Origin of the sequence: Desulfosporosinus metallidurans, assembly GCF_001936615.1 — a bacterium.
Taxonomy (GTDB): Bacteria; Bacillota; Desulfitobacteriia; order Desulfitobacteriales; family Desulfitobacteriaceae; genus Desulfosporosinus; species Desulfosporosinus metallidurans.
This window is the reverse complement of the sequence record NZ_MLBF01000013.1, coordinates 33465-54468: the sequence shown is the minus strand read 5'-3', so window position 1 is coordinate 54468 and position 21004 is coordinate 33465. Positions and strand designations below refer to the sequence as shown.

General features: G+C 47.1%; 18 protein-coding genes and 1 other annotated feature. Of the genes, 17 read left to right on the top strand and 1 reads right to left on the bottom strand.

All coding sequences use genetic code 11. The features are described from left to right. Positions 1-50: 50 nt before the first annotated feature. Complete coding sequence (locus DSOL_RS10600; protein WP_075364831.1) at positions 51-581, top strand: nitroreductase family protein; 531 nt, start codon at positions 51-53, stop codon at positions 579-581. A 447-nt stretch (positions 582-1028) separates the two neighbouring features. Here the strand turns inward: DSOL_RS10600 and DSOL_RS10595 are convergent, their stop codons facing one another. Continuing rightward, the gene (locus tag DSOL_RS10595) at positions 1029-2261 is read right to left on the bottom strand and encodes an NAD(P)-dependent malic enzyme (RefSeq protein ID WP_075364830.1); all 1233 of its coding nucleotides are present in this window, start codon (positions 2259-2261) and stop codon (positions 1029-1031) included. A gap of 393 nt (positions 2262-2654) precedes the next feature. On the opposite strand from DSOL_RS10595, the gene DSOL_RS10590 reads away from it, so the two are divergent. The 16 genes from DSOL_RS10590 (at position 2655) to mreD (ending at position 20742) form a co-directional block, all read left to right on the top strand. After that, complete coding sequence (locus DSOL_RS10590; RefSeq protein ID WP_427854396.1) at positions 2655-4040, top strand: FMN-binding glutamate synthase family protein; 1386 nt, start codon at positions 2655-2657, stop codon at positions 4038-4040. A 45-nt stretch (positions 4041-4085) separates the two neighbouring features. After that, positions 4086-4303 (top strand) — a binding site (T-box leader). A gap of 172 nt (positions 4304-4475) precedes the next feature. Then, positions 4476-7124, top strand: a complete 2649-nt coding sequence (locus DSOL_RS10585; protein ID WP_075364829.1) for a valine--tRNA ligase — start codon at positions 4476-4478, stop codon at positions 7122-7124. Positions 7125-7318: 194 nt separating this feature from the next. Then, on the top strand, positions 7319-8641 hold the full coding sequence (locus DSOL_RS10580) for a bifunctional folylpolyglutamate synthase/dihydrofolate synthase (protein ID WP_075364828.1): 1323 nt from the start codon (positions 7319-7321) through the stop codon (positions 8639-8641). 198 nt (positions 8642-8839) lie between these two features. Then, positions 8840-9466: a DUF47 domain-containing protein gene (locus DSOL_RS10575; protein WP_075364827.1), complete on the top strand. Its 627-nt coding sequence runs from the start codon at positions 8840-8842 to the stop codon at positions 9464-9466. Continuing rightward, the gene (locus DSOL_RS10570; RefSeq protein ID WP_075364826.1) at positions 9459-10469 is read left to right on the top strand and encodes an inorganic phosphate transporter; all 1011 of its coding nucleotides are present in this window, start codon (positions 9459-9461) and stop codon (positions 10467-10469) included. Before DSOL_RS10575 ends, DSOL_RS10570 begins: the two co-directional genes overlap by 8 nt. A 168-nt stretch (positions 10470-10637) precedes the next feature. Beyond that, entirely contained in the window at positions 10638-11300 is a 663-nt protein-coding gene (locus DSOL_RS10565; protein ID WP_075364825.1) for an SPOR domain-containing protein, read from the top strand. Between the two features lie 133 nt (positions 11301-11433). Next, on the top strand, positions 11434-12066 hold the full coding sequence (locus DSOL_RS10560; RefSeq protein ID WP_075364824.1) for a redox-sensing transcriptional repressor Rex: 633 nt from the start codon (positions 11434-11436) through the stop codon (positions 12064-12066). A gap of 596 nt (positions 12067-12662) precedes the next feature. Beyond that, on the top strand, positions 12663-14249 hold the full coding sequence (cimA, locus tag DSOL_RS10555) for a citramalate synthase (RefSeq protein ID WP_075364823.1): 1587 nt from the start codon (positions 12663-12665) through the stop codon (positions 14247-14249). Between the two features lie 90 nt (positions 14250-14339). After that, on the top strand, positions 14340-14480 hold the full coding sequence (locus DSOL_RS27225) for a hypothetical protein (RefSeq protein WP_170871485.1): 141 nt from the start codon (positions 14340-14342) through the stop codon (positions 14478-14480). A 227-nt stretch (positions 14481-14707) separates the two neighbouring features. Further along, a complete protein-coding gene (gene aspA / locus DSOL_RS10550) occupies positions 14708-16114 on the top strand; it encodes an aspartate ammonia-lyase (RefSeq protein ID WP_075364822.1) in 1407 nt (468 codons plus the stop codon). A 532-nt stretch (positions 16115-16646) separates the two neighbouring features. Beyond that, positions 16647-16910 carry a DUF4321 domain-containing protein gene (locus DSOL_RS10545; RefSeq protein WP_075364821.1) on the top strand — a complete coding sequence of 88 codons (264 nt, stop codon included), beginning with the start codon at positions 16647-16649 and terminating at the stop codon, positions 16908-16910. Between the two features lies 1 nt (position 16911). Then, positions 16912-17568, top strand: a complete 657-nt coding sequence (locus tag DSOL_RS10540; protein ID WP_075364820.1) for a Maf family protein — start codon at positions 16912-16914, stop codon at positions 17566-17568. Continuing rightward, positions 17519-18202 carry a RadC family protein gene (gene radC, locus DSOL_RS10535; protein ID WP_075364819.1) on the top strand — a complete coding sequence of 228 codons (684 nt, stop codon included), beginning with the start codon at positions 17519-17521 and terminating at the stop codon, positions 18200-18202. Before DSOL_RS10540 ends, radC begins: the two co-directional genes overlap by 50 nt. 126 nt (positions 18203-18328) lie before the next feature. Then, positions 18329-19348, top strand: coding sequence for a rod shape-determining protein (locus tag DSOL_RS10530; RefSeq protein ID WP_075364818.1), 1020 nt, complete (start codon positions 18329-18331; stop codon positions 19346-19348). Positions 19349-19366: 18 nt separating this feature from the next. Next, on the top strand, positions 19367-20236 hold the full coding sequence (mreC, locus tag DSOL_RS10525; protein ID WP_075364817.1) for a rod shape-determining protein MreC: 870 nt from the start codon (positions 19367-19369) through the stop codon (positions 20234-20236). Next, on the top strand, positions 20236-20742 hold the full coding sequence (gene mreD / locus DSOL_RS10520) for a rod shape-determining protein MreD (RefSeq protein WP_075364816.1): 507 nt from the start codon (positions 20236-20238) through the stop codon (positions 20740-20742). The genes mreC and mreD overlap by 1 nt, the downstream gene beginning before the upstream one ends. Positions 20743-21004 lie beyond the last annotated feature (262 nt).

The following is a 21004-nucleotide window of genomic DNA, read 5'->3' as shown; positions in this document are numbered from 1 at the left end:
ATGGAGATTATACGTAACAAAACTAAGAAAATTAATTGGAGGAATTAAAAATGAATTTTCTTGAATTGGTTCAGACCCGCCGAAGTTTACGTACTTATCTAGATAAGCCAGTTGAGCGGGAGAAACTTGAGTATGTTTTGGAAGCTGCGCGGTTGGCGCCGTCTTGGAAAAATATGCAGTGTTGGCGCTTTATTGTGGTTGAAGATGCGGCTGGGCGGGCGGCTTTGGCTGACTGCATGGGGGAGAGCAATCCTGGGCGCAAGGCCTTAACGGGAGCCCCAATTGTCATTGTGCTTTGTGCTCTGCCCAAGGAATCGGAAGTATGGGAAGGCAAGGACAATATGATGCTTGATGCAGGACTTGCGATGGAACATTTGATTTTGGCGGCGACAGAACAAGGGTTGGGAACGTGCTGGCAGGGCTTGTTCACTGAGGAGAAGGTACGAGAAGCTTTTAATATCCCTGATGATGTGCGTGTGGTGGCCATGACGCCATTAGGCTATGCTGCAGAGGAACGCCGTCCGCGTCCACGTAAAGGTATGGCAGAGATTGTTTTCCGGGGAAAATGGGGGCAAGCGTAGGGAACTTAGCGTTACAACGCTCACTTGCTTGCTCTCGCAGATCAAACTAAGACTTAAGAGCTTGCTGGTGAGAGGGCGGGGTGCCCGGCAAATCGGACATCCTTGTCCGGTTGCCGGCAGTGTACATCCTTGTACACTGCCCCGCTGTATGAAAGCGCTCTTAAGTCAAGTTTGATTACTGCTCTATCAAAGAAGATTCGCTTTTGTAAGCGCGAAGTTCCGGGCTGGGAACTCGGAGTACGTAGGTGGTTAGGGGACGAGGGAACACTCCGTGTTCCGCCTCGTTAATGGGAGCACGGATCGAGTCAAGTTTGATTACTGCTCGGGGATATGTCATAAGTAAGTCCCCGTCATAAGTAAGTCCCCACTTGCGGTCAATAAAAAGAGCATTATAACCTTTTTCAGGTTGTAATGCTCTTTTCCATTATGAAGAGAGTTTCTTCGAACTTACCGGCTAGCTAACAGACTCGTCTTTTCAAAAATCTCCTTGGGGTCCCCATTTATACGGGCCACTCCAGAGCTAATAGCGGCTTGAGCAACTGCGGCAGCAACTTTAGGTGCTACGCGGGGATCGAAGACTCCCGGAATGATATAGTCTGCGCGTAACTCTTCATCAGTGATGATTTCTGCAATCGCGTGGGCGGCGACGAGTTTCATTTCTTCCGTAATATCTTTAGCTCGAACATCTAACGCGCCTCTAAAGATACCTGGGAAGACCAAGACATTGTTGACCTGATTAGGATAGTCAGAACGGCCTGTACCAACAACCGCCGCTCCTGCTGCTAAGGCTTCTTCAGGGAATATTTCCGGTGTCGGATTGGCCATAGCAAAAATGACTGCCCCAGAATTCATAGTGGCTACCATTTCCCCATTTAGGACACCGGGAGCCGAAACTCCAATAAAGACATCAGCCCCCACCAGTGCATCGGCTAAGGAGCCTTTGAGTTTTGCATGGTTTGTTAGCTCCGCCATCTCTTCCTGAGCCGGATTCATCCAACGTTCACCCGTGCAAAGCATGCCTGCACGATCGACCATAATTGCATTTTTCAAACCCGCTTGCAGCAGTAATTTAGTAATGGCTATTCCTGCGGAGCCTGCTCCGTTCAGTACCAATTTAACCTCATCTATTTTCTTGTTAACAACCCTTAAGGCGTTGATGAACGCCGCTAACACAACGATGGCTGTACCATGCTGGTCGTCATGGAAGATCGGAATGTCGGTCTCCTTTTTCAGCCGTGCTTCAATCTCAAAACAGCGAGGTGCCGAAATGTCCTCTAGATTTATTCCGCCGAAATTGGGTTCCAAGGCCTTAACGACCCGAACTATTTCATCGACATCTTTCGTATTTAGACAGATGGGAAAGGCATTGACTCCCCCGAACTTCTTAAATAAGACACATTTTCCTTCCATGACAGGCAAAGCTGCGAGGGGACCGATATCACCCAACCCTAACACGGCTGTACCGTCAGATACCACTGCAACCATATTGCCCCGCCCAGTATAGTCAAAGGCTGCGTCCGGGTTTTTAGCGATTACTTTACAAGGTTCAGCTACCCCTGGAGTATAAAGCAGGCCTAGATCGTCAGCAGAATTCAGTTCCGCTTTACTGACGATTTCAATTTTACCTACCAGTTCTTTATGGATTTTTAAGGCCCGTTCTTGAATACTATTGTTGCTCATTGTTATACCTTCTTACTTCTTAATTTGGCATGGATGTAAAAGGATCAATTGCCTACTACCTCAACAAGTTCCATTTTAAGAGTTTTGTTTCTAGTATACAAGGCTAACAATTTGTTAGCTTTATATTCTTAGGTTAAGGAAGCGGGGGGACGGTTCTTGTGCTTCCGTATTTTGTGACGTGGGTTTTGCGAGACGGCACATTTCATGTGCACCGTCTACGTGTGCAAGAATCAAGAACCGTCCCTGTTCTTGCGCCGGGTTTCCTTTGTATATTATTAGCCATGCAGCATAGACTACGCCTATCAAGATTGTATACTAAACATTGCGTAATAAAAAGATGGGGGATTGACCTTGTTGTTAAAGACCGCTCTGCTCGTTGTTGCTCTCTCAGCTTTGGGGGCACTCACCGCGGGAGTAATAATACTTTGTGTCTTCTTTTTTGTGGGGAAACGTTTGTTTAGGACCGTCGTCCAACGGCTTTTCGGCTTGGTAATAGGAAGGCTGCTTCAAGACAAGTATCATGAGAACCTTATGGAGCTTTGGAGTGCAGTGCGACGCACGTCTGTACAAACTATCCTGGAAATCGGTTTGCGGGCCGAAGAAGGAAAGCTTATTCAAAGGCCACTCGGTTCAGCAAAACCGCTGCCCCATTATGATACCCTAATGTTTGTCGCTGCCCAAATGGCGCGTCTTCCCAAGGAGGCCAATGTTCCGATCGATATGAAGGTAACCCTTGGGGCCAAAGCGGAAAAGCCTCTTCAAATCGAAATCCCGTTAATGATCTCCGGCATGGGTTTCGGAGTGGGCCTCAGCGAAGAGGCTAAACGAGCGTTAGCAAGGGCGGCAAAACAACTCGGGACCGCCACGAATTCCGGCGAAGGGCCCTTTTTGCAAGTGGAACGGGAGGAGGCCGGAAAGTTTATCTGGCAAATCAGCAGGACTACTTGGGGGCACAGTCCGCAAGGCATAGCCGCTGCGGATATGCTTGAAGTGCAAATGGGTCAGGGAGCAAGGATGGGACCCTTTACTATAGAACCTATTGCAGTGAAGGGAAAGGCACAAAAATTAATGGGCATATCGCCAGTGGAATCGGTCGTGACTACAGCGGTCATCCCAGGAATTAGCACCCCTTGGGATTGGCCAAAGTATGTTACTGATTTGCGTACGGAAGCGGCTGGGAAACCGATTGCTATTAAAATAATGGCGACAGGGGGCTTAGAGAGAGACTTGGCCGTATGTTTGGAAGCCGATTTTGATGTCATAGTCCTCGATGGGGCCCAAGGTGGGGCGTCTGGTGCATCTCCACTGATCTGCGATGATTTAGGTATCCCAAGTTTACTAGCCTTGGTTCGTGCGGAACGTTTTTTGCGCGAGCAGGGTGCTCGTAAGGACGTAAGCTTGGTTGTTGCGGGAGGATATGCCACGCCCGGGGAATGTTTAAAGGCCATAGCGCTTGGGGCGGATGCGATCTATCTCGGAACGGTTCCTCTGTTTGCGTTGGTTCATCGCCAAATCCAAAAAATTCTCCCTTGGGAACCGTTAACCCAATTGGTCTGGTACGATTCTCCCTATAAGCAACGGCTAGACATTGCTTTGGCGAGTAAAAGTGTGGTCAATGTCCTTAAATCGATGGCCATGGAGATGGAAGAGGGAGTACGAGCCTTGGGAAAAACGGGTTTATCTGAGCTTGGCCCTAACGATCTTGTGGCCTTGGACGAATGGACGGCACAGGTTACTGGCGTAAAACGTGCTTATCCTTGGCAGGAGTCACCATTTTGACAATATTTATCACGCCGAGTATAATGTATTCAGTGAAATATTAGTTAAAACCCGAAGAACGTGAGGAATAGCGTGAGTTAACCGTTCAGAGAGAGAGGCCATCAGCTGGGAGGTCTTTTCGGAAAGACGCTAAGGTCGCACAGGAGGGGCAGAGGGGAACAAAGTACTCTCTGACGGAAAAACCCGTTAGCGAATGACAAGTGCTGGGAAACGCAATAGTTCTCAGAATAAAGGTGGTACCACGGAAGCTTTTCGTCCTTTACCAGGATGAAAGGCTTTTTTTACGGTTTGGGGAGGAAGTGTCCCTGCCCATTCGTGCAAGTCCAAGAACCGTCCCCAACTTGCACCAACATTCAGATGAAGTATGCTGAGGACCGAAGGAAGCAAGAGAACCGTCCCTCCGTCTCCCTCAGATAAAAGGAGTTAAGAAAAAATATGGTAGAAAAAGTAGAAATGGCGAAAACGTATGATCCGGCCCTAGTGGAGGGAAAATGGTATCGTTATTGGGAGAAAAATGGGTTTTTTCATGATGAAGTGAATAAGGAAAAACCGGCGTTTAGTATTGTGATGCCCCCGCCGAATGTTACGGGTGCACTTCACCTTGGGCACGCAATGGACGGCACGATTCAGGATATTTTGACGCGCTATAAGCGGATGCAGGGCTACAATACGCTCTGGCTGCCAGGGACAGACCATGCTGGAATTGCAACCCAAGCCAAAGTAGAAGGACAGTTAGCTAAGGAAGGAACGAATCGCAACGAACTGGGGCGCGAGAAGTTCTTGGAGCGGGTTTGGGACTGGAAAGGGCAGTATGGTGGTCGAATTACGCAACAGTTGCGCCGGCTGGGAGCTTCCTGTGACTGGGAACGTGAGCGTTTCACCATGGATGAAGGATGTTCCAAGGCGGTTCGAGAAGCTTTTGTTGATCTTTATAATAAAGGGCTGATTTATCGGGGAAATTATATTATAAATTGGTGTCCTAAATGTCATACTACCATTTCGGATATCGAAGTGGAGCACGTCGATCATGAAGGAAATTTGTATCATCTGCGTTACCCGGTAAAAGACAGTGACGAGTCGCTGATCGTGGCAACCACTCGGCCTGAAACCATGCTTGGGGACACAGCCGTGGCAGTTCATCCGGACGATGAACGGTATACGCACTTAATCGGGAAAACTCTGATCCTCCCCCTTATGGATCGGGAAATTCCCATTATTGCAGATGAGTATGTCGATCGAGAGTTTGGGACGGGTGCGGTAAAAATCACCCCAGCACATGACCCAAATGACTTTGAAATCGGGCTGCGTCACCATTTGCCCCAGATCGTCGTCTTAGACAAAGAAGCTAAGATGAATGAAAATGCAGGGAAATATCAAGGGCTGGATCGTTTCGAGGCTCGGAAAGCGGTTGTGAACGATTTAAAAACTGCAGGGGTGCTTGTCAAAATTGATCCCCATGCTCATGCTGTTGGGGAATGCTATCGTTGCTCCAGCGTTATTGAACCAATGGTCAGTAGACAATGGTTCGTGAAAATGGAGCCTCTCGCGAAACCGGCTATTGAGGTTGTGCGCGATGGACGTTTGGAATTTGTTCCGGACCGTTTTGATAAGATCTATCTGGGTTGGATGGAAAATATCCGGGATTGGTGTATTTCTCGCCAGTTGTGGTGGGGACATCGCATCCCTGTTTGGTACTGTGAAGATTGTGGTAAGGAGATCTGCACCAAAGAGGATCCATCAACTTGCCCAACCTGCGGATCTGGCCACCTGAAGCAAGATCCTGACGTCTTGGATACGTGGTTTTCTTCCGGACTTTGGCCTTTTTCAACCATGGGTTGGCCGGAAAAAACCCCTGAATTAGAACAGTTCTACCCGACCTCTGTGTTAGTAACTGGAAGGGATATCATTTTCTTCTGGGTTGCCCGCATGATTTTCATGGCCATGGAGTTCATGAAGGAAGTGCCTTTTCCCAAGGTCATGATTCACGGTTTGGTGCTGGATGCTCAAGGGCGAAAGATGAGCAAATCCCTAGGCAACGGTGTTGACCCGATCGAGGTGATTGAACAGTATGGCGCAGATACGTTGCGCTTTATGCTAATTACGGGCAATACCCCGGGAAATGACCTCCGTTTTCATCCAGAACGCCTTGAGGCTACGCGAAATTTCTCGAACAAGATTTGGAATGCTTCTCGCTTTGTGCTTCTGAATTTAGAAGACTACGAAGAAGGGCCCCGTGGTGAACTCATGCTGGCTGACCGCTGGATTCTTAGCCGTTATGCTTCTACCGTGGAGAACGTTACCGGAGCACTGGAAAATTTTGATCTCGGAGAAGCTGGACGATTGCTTTACGAATTTATTTGGAATGAATTCTGTGATTGGTATATTGAACTCACGAAGCCACGCCTTTATAACAAGGAAGATGTGGTAGCTCGGCATACTGCACAATCCGTGTTGCTTGAAATTCTCGAAGGAACCTTGCGGCTTTTACATCCCTATATGCCTTTCCTGACTGAAGAGATCTGGCAGAATCTCCCGATCCAGGGGGAAAGCATCATGATGCAGGCGTGGCCCGAAGTACCAGCGTATAAAGACGCAGTGGCAGAGAAGAATATGACCCTCCTCATGGAAGCTATCAAGGCAATTCGCAATATTCGGGCCGAGATGAAGGTGGCACCTGGTCAAAAAGTAGAAATTTTGATGCTCGCTCCGGATCCGACCCAACGCGCGGTGCTTGAGAATGGAAAAGCAGACATCCTTAAATTGGCTGGAGGGGCGAGTGTAGAATTTTTTCAAATGCTGGCTGAGAAACCCTCTCAAGCCGCCAGTGCTGTTTTAGAGGGTGTGGAAATTTATCTCCCTTTAAAAGGACTGATGGATCTGGATAAAGAAGTGGCCCGTTTGGAAAAAGAGATGTCTGTTGCGACTCAGGACCAACAGATTCTGGAAGTGAAACTTAATAATCCTGGATTCACAGGTAAAGCCCCTGCGGCTGTCGTGGCTAAAGAACGGGAAAAACTAGAAGGAATTATAGCTCGTAAGGCGGCCTTGGAAGAGCGCTTGAAGGAGTTAGAGCAAAATTCGTAACCCTTTGCTGGTCCTAAAGTATCCGATGCTGCTTGGAACGAAACATCAAACCAGTTTTTGGAGTTTCCCATCTACCGAAACAAGGGTTTATATTTAAGATAATCAGCCTGAAGCGTTAAAAGGAGAAAAGTGGATGCGCACAAAACGCAACAAAGTGGAGAATCGTGAATTGTTCTTGAGGAGGAAAAACGAGTATGTCCAATGAAAAACTGGAGCAGGACTATCAGGAGAGCCTACAATACCTCGTCAACCTAACAACCTTTGGTATGAATTTTGGTTTGGAGCGCATCCAGGAACTTCTTAAACGGTTAGGAAACCCGGAAAAAGCCTTGCGCGTGGTGCATGTGGGCGGTACGAACGGTAAGGGCTCGACGACCGTCATGATTGCTCGTATTTTGCGGGAAGCAGGGTACAGAGTGGGGGTATTTACTTCTCCTCACTTGCATGATTATCGGGAACGCATGACGATCAACGGTCAGATGATTCCCAAGGAAAGAGTCATTGACGAAATCGCTCGCGTACGTCCGCATCTAGAGGACATGGTCGCCGAGGGGTTCGAGCATCCGACCGAGTTTGAAGTGAATACTGCACTGGTTTTTCTCTATTTCAAAGAGGAAAATGTTGATTTTGCTCTAATCGAGGTTGGATTAGGGGGAGCCATCGATTCCACAAATGTGGTTTCTCCTCTGATTTCCGTCATTACTAATGTTGCGATGGATCACATGGATTATTTAGGTTCCGATGTAGTATCGATTGCTCGGGTAAAAGCGGGCATTATTAAGCCCCATTCCAGCGTGGTAACTGCGTCGGATAACCCGGATGTGATCCAAGTATTGCGTGAACAAGCTAAGGCCATGGGCGTTCCTCTTTGGCTGGTAGGGGAAGATGTTCGCTGGGAAAGCAAGTGGAGCGGAGAGCTGGAACAGGAATTTGATCTTGTTGGATTACACTCGACGTACTTGAAATTACGCACGCACTTGATCGGGTTTCACCAACTTCGCAATGCGGCTACGGCAGTCACGGTCTGTGAAATACTACGAAGTGAATACGGAGCAAATATCTCTCGCGAGGCCATTTATGCCGGATTGCGCGAGGTAGAGTGGCCTGGGCGTTTAGAACTAATTTCCTTAAAGCCGAAAGTTCTCTTAGATGGTGCGCATAATGTGGATGGAGCACAGGCCTTAGCACAGGCAATACCCCTTTACACACGGGATCGCCTCATACTTTGTTTGGGAATGCTGGCAGACAAAGAACGCGAAAAGGTGGTTAATATGCTTGTGCCCATGGCGGACGAAATCATTATCACTCGTCCGAATTCGCCGCGTGCGGGAGATTGGAGAGCTCTGGGGAGTTTGGCAGAACAACATGGTCGGCCCGTCAAATGTATTGAAGACCCTAAGGAAGCGGTTATTTTTGCCCTTGGTCGTCTAGGAGAAAATGACATGCTTTGTGTAACGGGTTCAATTTATATGCTGGCAGATGCACGTCAAGCTTTATTGGATAAATTAAAGCATTAAGTAGCTTCTAAGCCTAAAAAGAAATTTATAGAAATAGTTCTTTTTTTAACACAAACATTCTAGGATTTGATACAATACTTCGTGGACTGACGTCATATTGACTCGATAATTCGCACTGTTTGTTGGAAAAGTTGGGATAGGTACCTATAGATTGCTCCGGGGAGATCTGAGAAAATTTTAGGTTGGGGGTTAATTTTTATGTTTGGTTTGACACCAAAAGAAGATAAATTCTATCAACTCTTTTCCCAAAGTACTGATATCATCTCTAAATCTCTTAGCAGGCTTCAAGGCATTATGCAGCAAGACTGTGTTTCCGCGGAAGACGCTGCTCAAATGCATCGGTTTGAACATGAAGCAGACAACGTCACCAACCAAATATTGGAACGACTGAATTCTACGTTTATTACGCCATTGGATCGGGAAGATATCTACAAGCTGGCGCAAGTCCTTGATGATATTGTGGATTATGCTGAAGGTACAGTAGAACGCATGCACCTTTACCGTACCCGCAAACCGTCACTAGGGGCGCAACAACTTGTCCACCTAGTGGGACTCGCAGCAGAGCAGATTCAGGCTGCTTTTTCATGTTTAGGAAACATTCACAACAAAAAATCTAAGATCCTGGCTGCGGCTGAGGAAATCTATCATCTTGAAAGTTCCGGAGACAAGCTCTATCGACAAGAAGTAGCCCGCTTATTTGACTGCGAGGAAGACCCCATTGAAATCATTAAATGGAAAGAGATACTGGAACATATTGAATCGACGCTAGATCATTGCGAAGCCATAGCAGATCTTCTCAAAAGCGTGGTCTTAAAATATGATTAATACTACAGGTATGATGCTCGTTGTTGTGGTTTTTTGCGCTTTGGCTTTCGATTATATCAATGGATTTCATGATACAGCCAATGCTATCGCCACGAGTGTGTCAACTAGGGCCTTAACTCCAAAACGTGCTGTGGTTCTGGCATCAGCCCTGAACCTTTTTGGGGCTCTCTATAGCACTGGGGTTGCCCAAACGATAGCCAAAGACATAGTTTCGCCTAAATTTGCGACGCAAGAGGTTGTCATCGCGGCTTTGTTAAGCGCGATTGCTTGGAACCTTATCACTTGGTATAAAGGAATTCCAAGCAGTTCTTCTCATGCCATTGTTGGTGGAATGGTCGGAGCTGCTGTTGCCAGAGCAGGATTTGCTGTGTTACAGTGGCAGGGTTTGGGAAAGATCGTGGCAGCACTGATTTTCTCTCCCATTGTAGGGATGATTCTGGGTTTCATCATCATGAAGTCATTGACCTATTCGTTCGGACGATTTGCACCCTCCCGAGTCAATCACGGATTTAAGAAAATGCAAATATTCTCTGCAGGATTGTTGGCCTTTAATCACGGGTCCAATGATGCCCAGAAATCGATGGGGATTATCACGATGTCCCTTATCGCTGCTGGGTTGCAAGCACAAACAGTCCTTGCTCCACCACTTTGGGTAAAACTTGCCTGTGCCTTGGCAATGTCTCTCGGAACCGCAGCAGGCGGATGGAAAATCATTCATACTATGGGGGGGAAAATCTTTAAACTAGAGCCTATAAACGGGTTTGCTGCTGATTTAAGTTCATCAATTGTTATCTGGTCAGCGACGGTTTTCCCCGGTCTCCATCTTCCGGTATCCACCACTCATGTCGTATCGGGTTCGATCATGGGAGTGGGGAGCGCTAAACGGGTTTCCGCAGTACGTTGGGGTGTAGCCCAACAAATGCTCGTCGCCTGGGTTGTGACAATTCCCACAACGTCCTTATTAGCCGCACTTTTTTATACGGTTTTGTCTAAATTTATTTAATAGGCACTTATTCGAGGCACGAGGCTCGAAGCTCGAATCGAAGCGAACAGAAAAGACCTTGGTCATAGATCAAGGTCTTTTAGATTTAATTTAAGAGTCTATTTCCTTCATCGCCAACATATCTTCCGGTAGGTAGTCGTCCACGCATACACGGAAGGAGAATGGGGCATGAAGGTTTTTGAGAAAGTCCGAATTGTCATTGTCTTGGTCTTGGGGATAATGGCCTTGGGTTTACTAACTTGGGGGATCGGCAAAGCCTATTTGGAACTGGTAGGACAATCTCGGAGCGTGAAGGTCGAAAGAGTAAATGACTTGATTCTTCCAGAAGCGAAGTTTTGGACCTGTCAGGTTGGCGTCTTTCAAAGTGAAAGCAATGCTCGGTTGCGAAAAGAGCAGCTTAAGGTTTTGAGTATTAATGCCGAAGTGATAAACAAAAATCCTTGGACAGTTAGCGTTGGCTTGGGCCATTCTCCAGATGATCTTAAGGGTTTAAAGCAAAGTCTCATAGAAAAAGGAATTCCGACGGTTCCTAAACAAATGGTGCTTTCTGAAAGGACCTTCCGTGTTGCGGGCAATGGTTCACAACTGACAGCGGAACTATTAACGAACGTCAATTCAATGCTTCAGGAGGGATTGACCACGCAAGCCCTGGCAAAGGAAAAGCAGAGCTGGGATAGTAAGGCTGGAGATAATCCACCCAAGGACTTACAAGGACTCCATCTAGTTTATAACCAACTTCGAGGGAAAACCAGTTTGGAAGAGCAATACACTTTGGGATTGTCACTATATTCAGAATCTCAGAGGATTATAAATAAGTTTTCCGGGAAATAATAGATTTAGAGGGAAAAAGTGATAAAGTAGGAAGATATCCGAGGATTTTAATACCATAAATTGCGTTTTTCCTTGTTAGTGCTATAATTAGCATATAATTTTTCTAATTCCAGCTAAGAAATGAGGGAACTTATTGAAAACGCTAAAAATTCCTGAGGCGACAATTATCCGGCTTTCCGTTTATTCACGTCATCTGACTGATGTGGATCGGAAAGGAATTATAACTACCTCCTCGGGAGATATTGCTGATGGAGTCGGCGTTAGTCCGGCACAAGTTCGGAAAGACTTGGCCTATTTTGGTGAGTTTGGAACAAGGGGTGTCGGGTATAACGTCAAAGATCTCCGTCAACATATTTTGAGAATTCTTGGTTTAGGTGTTGATTGGAACGTTACCTTGGTCGGCGCTGGAAACTTAGGCTTGGCTTTATGTTCCTATAAAGGATTTAGGGAACGGGGATTTATCATCACCAGTATTTTTGATTCGGATCCTAGTAAGGTGGGGACTATGATCGGCAACGTAAAAGTCCTGCCCATTGAGCAATTAGAAGAAGTTGCGAAACAAAACCAAACTCAGATTGGTATTATTGCCGTACCTTCAGCTGTAGCACAAGATATAGCAGATAAATTGATTAATGCAGGAGTAGAAGCGATCCTGAACTTTGCGCCTGTCGTCTTAAACGTCCCTCCACAAATAGAGCTTCGCAATGTTGACTTGGCTGTAAACCTAGAAGTCTTGACCTTTAATGTGGGGGCACAACGCTTCTGATTCCAACTTGGAAGCAAATCATGTAAGTCGCGTGCAATTGGGGACGGTTCTTTGACTTGCATTTTTTAGAACTGTAAGAATTGTATCTTAGGGAAAAAAGCCTCATGGCAAGTTTTGGAAAGAACTGCTATGGGGTCTTTTGGGTTTTGTTTGGGAAGCCCAGTTACAATTGATTCTGCAAATAAATGGTTAAGTAAATAAAGAATATTAAGTAAATTAGGCTATCCTAGCCATATTCTTTATTATCATTGAACTAAGCTACCTCAAAATTACCCTGTTGTACATCATGGGGTACCTGTCATATAATAGTATTATAAGAAGTGTGTCTAGGGTTCCGCCGCAAGGGTCTGGACCGAGCGATACAGGTTGGAAGACACCAACTACACCGTGTGGGAAAAAAGCCCCGTGGCAAGTTCTTTGGAACGCCTACGGGGCTTTTTTGGTACCAATCAGAATGTATAAATTTCTGGTGGCATATCAGTGTAACTAAGGCGACCGCCTTAGCTAAGGCTTGGCGCTAGCTGAGTTTCTTTAGTTGCTCGGGTCTCTTGGCACTTATGGGGTATTTGGAGTTGTAAAGAAAGAGGGGGAGAAGAATGAATCAAAACCAGGGGAAGAAGAAAATTACGGTATATGATACGACGTTGCGTGATGGAGCTCAGGGGGAAGGGATTCATTTTTCTACGCAAGATAAGCTAAGCTATGTAAAACGAATTGAGGAGATGGGAAGTCTTTATGTGGAAGCGGGTTGGCCGGGTGCTAACCCACGGGATGAGGAATTTTTTCAGCAAGTGCAGAAACTAACCCCATCAAAAGTGCGCATCGCCGCTTTTGGAAGTACTTGTAAGGTAAATGAATCTCCAGAGCAAAGCGATATTTTACTAAAACTCCTAGCCTCAGGAGCAGAAACAATAACGATCTTTGGTAAGTCGTGGGATCTGCATGTTAGGGACGTTTTGCGGGCAACCTTAGAGGAAAACCTTCGTTTGATTCGAGAGTCCGTTTCCTTTCTGGTTAACCAAGGACGTGAAGTTTTCTTTGATGCCGAACATTATTTCGATGGATTTAAGGAAAATCCAGATTATGCGCTGAAGTGTATCGCCGCTGCTCTTGACGCCGGAGCGGTAATGGCAATTCTATGTGATACAAATGGAGGAAGCCTACCCGAAGAAATAGCCCAAGGGGTAAGGGCTGTCATGCAGGAATTCAAGCCACAAGAACTTGGAATTCATGTCCACAATGATAGCGGTCTCGCTGTTGCTAATTCCCTCGTCGCGGTGGAAGCTGGGGTAACCCAAATTCAGGGGACCTGGAATGGGTTTGGGGAACGATGTGGCAATGCTAATTTAAGTACTCTCATTCCTTTGTTACAGCTCAAAGGGGAATACTCAGTAGTTTCTGATTCTGCATTGTCAAAAATTACTTCGTTTTCTCGCTTTGTTGCAGAGCTCTCAAACGCGACGTTCGATGAGAAACAGCCCTATGTGGGCCGCAGTGCTTTTGCGCATAAAGCGGGTATGCACGTGGATGCGATTCTCAAGAACCAACGAACATTTGAGCACATGGATCCTGCTGGGGTTGGAAATGAGCGGCGTATTTTAATATCAGATCAAGCAGGGAAAGCCAATATCTTGGAACGATTGCGTCGCTTTGAACCGACAATGCTTAAAGAAGACCCGCTCGTTGAGAAAGCTATGTTCGAGATTAAAGCTATGGAGCATAGTGGGTTTCAATTTGAAGCGGCAGAAGGGAGCCTCGATCTATTACTTCTCCAGATCATCGGTAAGTTCTCCCCTCCTTTTGAAGTCTTAGATTATCACGTTTGGAGTGAACCTTTTCGTGGTGAACTCGATTCCGTAGCTGTCGTAAAGGTCAAAGTGGGCTCTGAATCGGTACACATTGCTTCGGAGGGAAATGGACCTGTCAATGCCTTGGACACTGCTTTAAGGCAGGCCTTAGTCAGTTTCTTCCCGATTTTGGGAAAGAGTGAACTGGTAAATTATAAAGTGAGGGTTTTAGATGGTTCTCTGGGAACGGAAGCTATTGTACGCGTTATCGTAGATACTCGCGTGGGGCGTGAAGTCTGGGGGACAATAGGGGTCTCTACTAATATCCTGAAGGCAAGTGCGCAGGCTTTGCTTGATGCTATTAACTGGACGATCTGGAAGTTTGAAATTGAGTAGGGAGGGTCCGCGAGACACGTCCTCGGCCAATGCGTCGGACGCGTGATCGCGGACCCTCTAGTCTGGGGACGAACGAGAGGAGAACGGTTTTTGCGTCTCGCTCTGGACGGGGGAGACGTCCTGTTTTCCGCTCTGCGGAAAAAGCGGGAAGCAGAGGGACGGTTCTTATGCTTCCTTTGGCCGGCTGAACACATTCGACGACTATGGCTCGAACAGGATGTTCGGGGTTAGACACCGCCATGGATGGCAAGGTGTCGGATGGTCTAGTGTCTATGTAGCCAAGGATGTGAGAAGGGACTTGGTTTCTTCTCTGCGGAAAAAGCGTATGAAAGAGGTTTTTGGAAGCAAGAGAACCGTCCCTTTGCTTCCCATAGAAATAGCCGATGGTCTCGACAGGCTTCTCAGGAAGTTGTATAATGTATACAATGTACAACAGAACGTAATTGGGGGACGAGAGTATGCGGCAAGAAAAGGATTTAATAGGAGTTCATGAAGTTCCGGATGATGTGTATTATGGAATTCAAACATTACGTGCAACGGAGAACTTCCCAATCACAGGGTATCACCCACATCGGGAATTGATTCGTGCCTTAGGCATGGTTAAAGGCGCGGCGGCCGAAGCCAATATGCATATAGGGGCTTTGAGCCCTACCATTGGAAAAGCGATTGTTAATGCATCTCGGGAACTGATTGAAGGACGCTTTCACGATCAATTTGTGGTTGATGTGATTCAGGGTGGGGCGGGTACGTCCATGAACATGAACGCCAATGAAGTAATTGCTAATCGGGCAATTGAAATCCTTGGCGGGAAAAAGGGCGAATACTTTAAGGTTCATCCGAATACGCATGTGAACATGGCCCAAAGTACCAATGATGTCTTCCCAACTGCAATCCGCATTGCGTGCTTGAATGTGGCGCAGGATTTGGTTGAAGCGTTAGATAGGTTAAGGCAATCCTTCGAGGATAAAGCTCAAGAGTTCGACGGTGTGATCAAGATGGGGAGGACGCATTTGCAAGATGCTGTTCCCATTCGGTTAGGACAGGAGTTCGCGTCCTATGCTCACGTTCTTGGACGTGATCTTAAGCGAATTAAACAGGCGACTCAATCTCTGGAAGTCATGAATATGGGAGCGACCGCCGTAGGCACAGGGTTAAATGCGGACCCTGAGTATATTAAAAATGTGACTGAGCGCTTAGGTGCATGGACACACATGCCTTTGCGACTTGCTGAGGACCTCGTGGATGCCACTCAGAACACGGATGCGTTCATGGAAGTTTCTGGATCGTTGAGGACATTGGCTGTCAATCTTTCCAAAATCGCGAATGACCTGCGCCTGATGGCTTCCGGTCCGCGAACTGGGCTGAAGGAAATTAATTTGCCATCGATGCAACCAGGTTCCTCCATCATGCCTGGGAAAGTTAACCCAGTCATGGCTGAACTGGTCAATCAAGTGGCTTTCCAAGTTCAAGGCAATGACTTTACCATTGCTTTGGCGTGTGGGGCCGGACAACTGGAACTGAACGTTATGGAACCTGTCATGGTCTTTAATCTACTCCAGTCGTTGGACATTTTGCGAAATGTGACCCGAGTCTTTAGGGACCGCTGTATCATAGGCATTACGGCAAATACGGAGCGTTGCCGTGAGATGGTGGAAAACAGCGTCGGCATCGTAACGGCCATTAATCCCCATGTAGGTTACGATGTAGCATCAGGGGTAGCCAAAGAAGCGATTGTATGCGGCCGTTCGGTCCGCGACATTGTGTTGGAAAAAGGCGTTTTGACGAAAGAAGAACTTGAACTGATCCTAAATCCTTATGAGATGACCAAACCTGGCATTGCTGGGGCTTCGCTGTTAAAAGGGTGAAGAGGGTCGCGAGACACTTGCTTAGCCATGCATTCGTCGTGTCAAACTAGGGCTTTAATCCTTAATGTAAGCGGGCAGGCTTCCCGGCCAATGCGACGGCAGTGTATGCCATCCATGGCGCCACCCTGCACTAGGCACATCCTGTGCCGTCGTCCGTGCCGCATGGCCGGCGGGAAACGTCCTGTTTCCCGCACTGCTTTATGAAAGCGGTTTAAAGCCGAGTTTGGCTACGACTCACGCAAAGGCTTCGCGCCGTGTGATCGCGACCCTCTGGGGAAGATGACTTAATAAGGATGCAAGTGCAAGAACCGTCCCCACTTCTTGCACTTTATACATTTCTTGCGTACGTAAGGAAACAAAACAGCCTTTCTCTTGTTGAGAAAGGCTGTTTGTTTCCTATTAATAAGATAGAAAACAGAACAGTGTCGAACTTGCGTAGTAAAGGGGAAGATGCTAAACTTGAGTGAAGTAATAGATGGGAGCTGAAGGCAGAAATTCTGCCTGAGTTGCTATAGATGGAAGGGGAAAGAGTATGGTGGTTGGGCGAAATTCCTCGGGGACAGGAAGGACTGTTCTGCTCATTTTGATTGGTGCTGCCCTCGGGACCTTGGTTGGATTCGGCTTAGAAAAATACGGCATTTTAGCGCCGTTTTTGCGCCCGGCCGTTATCGATGTACCCTTACATACTTACTTAGATTTCTTTTTTTTCTCCCTTTCCTTTGGTTTTCGCTTGAGTATCACAATCGCGACGATTTTGGGAGCTATGGGAGGATATTTATTGTCAAAGAAGGTGTAATATGCTCGTGCTTGCTTCTTCATCTCCGCGGAGGGCTACGTTGCTTCGCGAGGGAGGTTACCCCTTTGCAGTGGTCAAGGCCTCTGTAACAGAAGAGTTGCCGGAAGGGATTCTACCGGCGACGGGGGTTAGGCAGTTGGCGATACGCAAGGCCGAGGCAGGTCTAACTCACTGGTTAGAACTGGGAGGGGATTCTCAGGATGTTGTGTTGGGAGCGGATACCATGGTGGTCCTTGATGCCCAGATTTTAGGGAAGCCCGCAACACTTGTGGAAGCAGAAACTATGCTAACAAGGCTCAGTGGTAGAACCCATGTAGTTCTGACCGGTGTGGCGTTAATTTCTGGATCGGGAAGGCTGAAAGCGGACGTGGTCGAAACCGTCGTGCAGTTTCGCCAACTTGGTTCAGATGAAATTCAGGCGTATGTGGCTGGTGGAGAACCGATGGACAAAGCCGGAGCCTATGGGATTCAGGGGGAAGCGGGAAAATTTGTCGCGTCAATTCAAGGATCATTGACAAATGTCATTGGCTTACCCATGGAATATCTTTCGGAACAGCTTAAGGCGTGGGGGATTGAGCAGACAAATATCGCTTCACGCGAGGTGGATGATGGATTATCGACGTTTGAAGGATTTACCGGAGGAACTCCTACCCCGTGAACGACTTTACCAGACGGGTCCTGAAGCCTTATCGAATCGTGAAGTTTTGGCAATCCTTTTGCGTACCGGCATCAAAGGGGAAAACGTTTTGACCTTGGCGGAACGAGTTTTGATTGAGGTTGGTGGACTCGCGGGGCTAGGCAAACTGACAGTTCATGAACTGGCTCAACTCCATGGTCTCGGAAAAGCTAAAGCAGCAGAAGTGAAGGCGGCCTTGGAATTAGGGCGTCGTTCAGTTTCCGTCGACCCCATGTCTAGACCAGTGGTCAATTCCCCACAGGATGTGGCCCACATTGTGATGGAAGAAATGCGGTTTCTGGATCGTGAACACTTCCGCGTTGTTTCTCTGTCGACCAAGAACCACGTTCTGGGAATTAGCCCAATCTCGATCGGTTCCTTAAATTCGTCTTTGGTTCACCCACGGGAGTGTTTTAAAGAAGCGATACGGCGAAATTCAAACGCGATTATTTTATTGCACAATCATCCGAGCGGCGATCCCACTCCCAGCAAAGAAGATATTGACGTAACACGTCGTTTGGCAGACGGAGGGAAGATTCTTGGGATTGAGGTGCTCGACCACGTGATTATTGGAGATAATCGCTTTATCAGTCTAAAAGAACGAGGAATCATCTGACGCGATGCACGAAGTTCGATGTTCGAACTTTGAATTATTGTGCGAACTATGTTCGCTTCGATTCGAACCTCGACATTGGGTATACTGTTTAATATCAAACGACTTGGAAGGAGTTTTAGAATACAAATGTTTAATATTTTTAGCAGGGATTTAGGAATTGATTTGGGAACAGCGAATACATTAGTTCATGTTAAGGGAAAAGGAATTGTTGTGCGGGAACCCTCTGTGGTGGCGATAGATATTGTGACTAAAACTCCAATGGCTGTCGGGGATAAAGCCAAAGAAATGATTGGTCGTACACCTAGTAACATCGTGGCTATTCGGCCTTTAAAAGACGGGGTCATTTCGGATTTTAACGTTACTCAGAAAATGTTGAAATACTTTATTAGTCGAGCGCTGGGGACAGAACACCCATTTATTCGTCCACGGGTCGTCATTTGCGTGCCTTCAGGTGTAACCCCGGTTGAGGAACGTGCAGTTAAAGAAGCGGCTATGGCGGCTGGCGCGAAAGACCCGATTATTTTGGAAGAACCAATGGCCGCTGCCATAGGTGCCGGTCTTCCAGTCAGTGAACCAACTGGAAACATGATCGTGGACATCGGCGGAGGGACGACAGAAGTAGCTGTGATTTCCTTGGGTGGGATTGTAACAAGCCGTTCTATCCGTGTGGCCGGGGATGAAATGGACGATGCTATCGTCGCTCATATTAAGAGACGGTATAATTTAATGATCGGTTATCGCACGGCTGAAGCGCTTAAATTTGAAATCGGATTTGCCTACAAAGCTGAAATAGGCACGTATGTCGTGCGTGGACGGGATTTATTAACAGGACTTCCTAAAACAGTTGAAGTTACCTCAGAAGAAATCCAAGAGGCACTGCAAGAACCCGTCATGGCTATTGTGGATGCTGTGAAATCATGTTTGGAAAAAACTCCGCCAGAATTGTCATCGGACATCATGGATCGCGGCATCATGATGGCAGGTGGTGGGTCCCTGCTTCGCAATCTCGATCGATTAATTGCGGATGAAACCGGAATTGCGGTGCACTTAGCGGAGGACCCATTGTCTTGTGTGGTTCTGGGAACGGGAGATGTCTTGGATCATGCGGATATTCTTCGTAAAATTGCCGCCTCGCAGAAGAGTTAAAACAGGCGGGGAGGAATTATGGTGGGGAAAAGAGTTAATGTAACGGGAATTGCGGTTCTCGTTTTCTTTCTGTTGTTAGGAGTACTGATTAGCATCCGGTCAACAGGACTGGGTAGTCATTTTCCCAACCCAGTTGGGGGAGTTTTGCAGCGCGTTTTAAGTCCCTTGGAAAACTCAATTCTCCAACTGGGGAATGGGATTCGGGATAATACGAAGGTATTTTGGAACTTCCGGGCGGTACAACTGGAAAATGAGGCCCTGCACAAGAAGGTTGATCAATTGACAGGGGATAATCTCACCCTAAAAGAACAAGTCTTAGCTGGCATGCGCTATACGGTGCTCGATCAGGGGCAGTTTCGAAATCCTTCGCTTGACAAGTTCCAAAAAGTTGGGGCCAGTGTCATTAATCGCAACCCGACTTCCTGGTACCAAACCCTAACTTTGAATCGTGGCAGCAAGGATGGAGTGGCGGTAGATGACCCGGTCATCGGCGATTTGGGTCTCGTAGGAAAGATTGTTTCCGTTTCACCGACCACTTCAGAAGTCTTGATGATTCTCGACGGAGAAGGGCAAGTAAGTGCGCTCGTGCGTAACAGCACGGGAAATGGAACTTTCGGAATTGTGCAAGGAACCTATAAGCGAGGTTCGCGCCTGACGTCGCAAGGGAATTTACAAATGCTCTTTCGCCGAGAGGATAACGTCAATGCCGGGGATCTCGTGCTGACTTCAGGTCGCGGCGGGGTTTACCCTCAAGATGTCCCAGTTGGAAAAGTAAAAGAAATTCAACTAGACCCTTCTGGTCTGCTCAAAACCGCTTATATTGAACCACTGGTCAACTTTGACGCCTTAGAAGAGGTTTATATTGTTAAAACAGTGGGGGCGAAATAATGCGTTATCTTCTTATAGCCGTTATGTTTCTCCTGAGTCTCATCTTGCCTGGGACGGTCTTTCATTTTTGGTCTTGGTCAGGGATTAAGCCGGATTTACTCATGCTGCTAACGATTTATATGGCCATGCATCATCGCTTGTCTTCAAGTTTGTTATGGGGACTGGGTGCCGGTTTATTAGAAGATTTATATTTGGGGCGCTACATCGGAATGTATACACTTTCACTCACTGTGGTTGCTTTTGTGAGTTATTGGCTAGCCGAACGATGGTATCGCGAAAATTTCCCTTTAACCACGTTCATGGTTTTTCTAGTCACAGCGGTGGGACAAATTATTGTCGCTTTTTTGACGTTGGGAGCTGGACTACAATGGTCTTTTGGGGATATCGGACGGTTGGTAATCGGTGTTTCCTTATATAATGCGATCCTTGTTCCGCTAACCTACCCGTGGATTCATCGGTCATTCCTGCGCGGTTGGTTGCGCTACCGGCCAAGATATGAGAGATAGCGCGCTATCTCTTCTCTTATATCTTGCGAGGTTCGATATTCGAGGTTCGTGGTTCGAATTGGAAGCGAACAAAGTTCGCAGGACAAATTAAAGCCTTGAAGTTCGATCCGAACTTCGTGCAAGTCGGGGACGGTTCTTGGACTTGCACACGACTCGAACTTCGATTCAGAGTTCGAACCACGCAAATTGCACATTGATTCCGTTCTTCGATTCATAGAATCGAATTCACAATTCGGACATCGTGCTTCGGACATCGGACCTC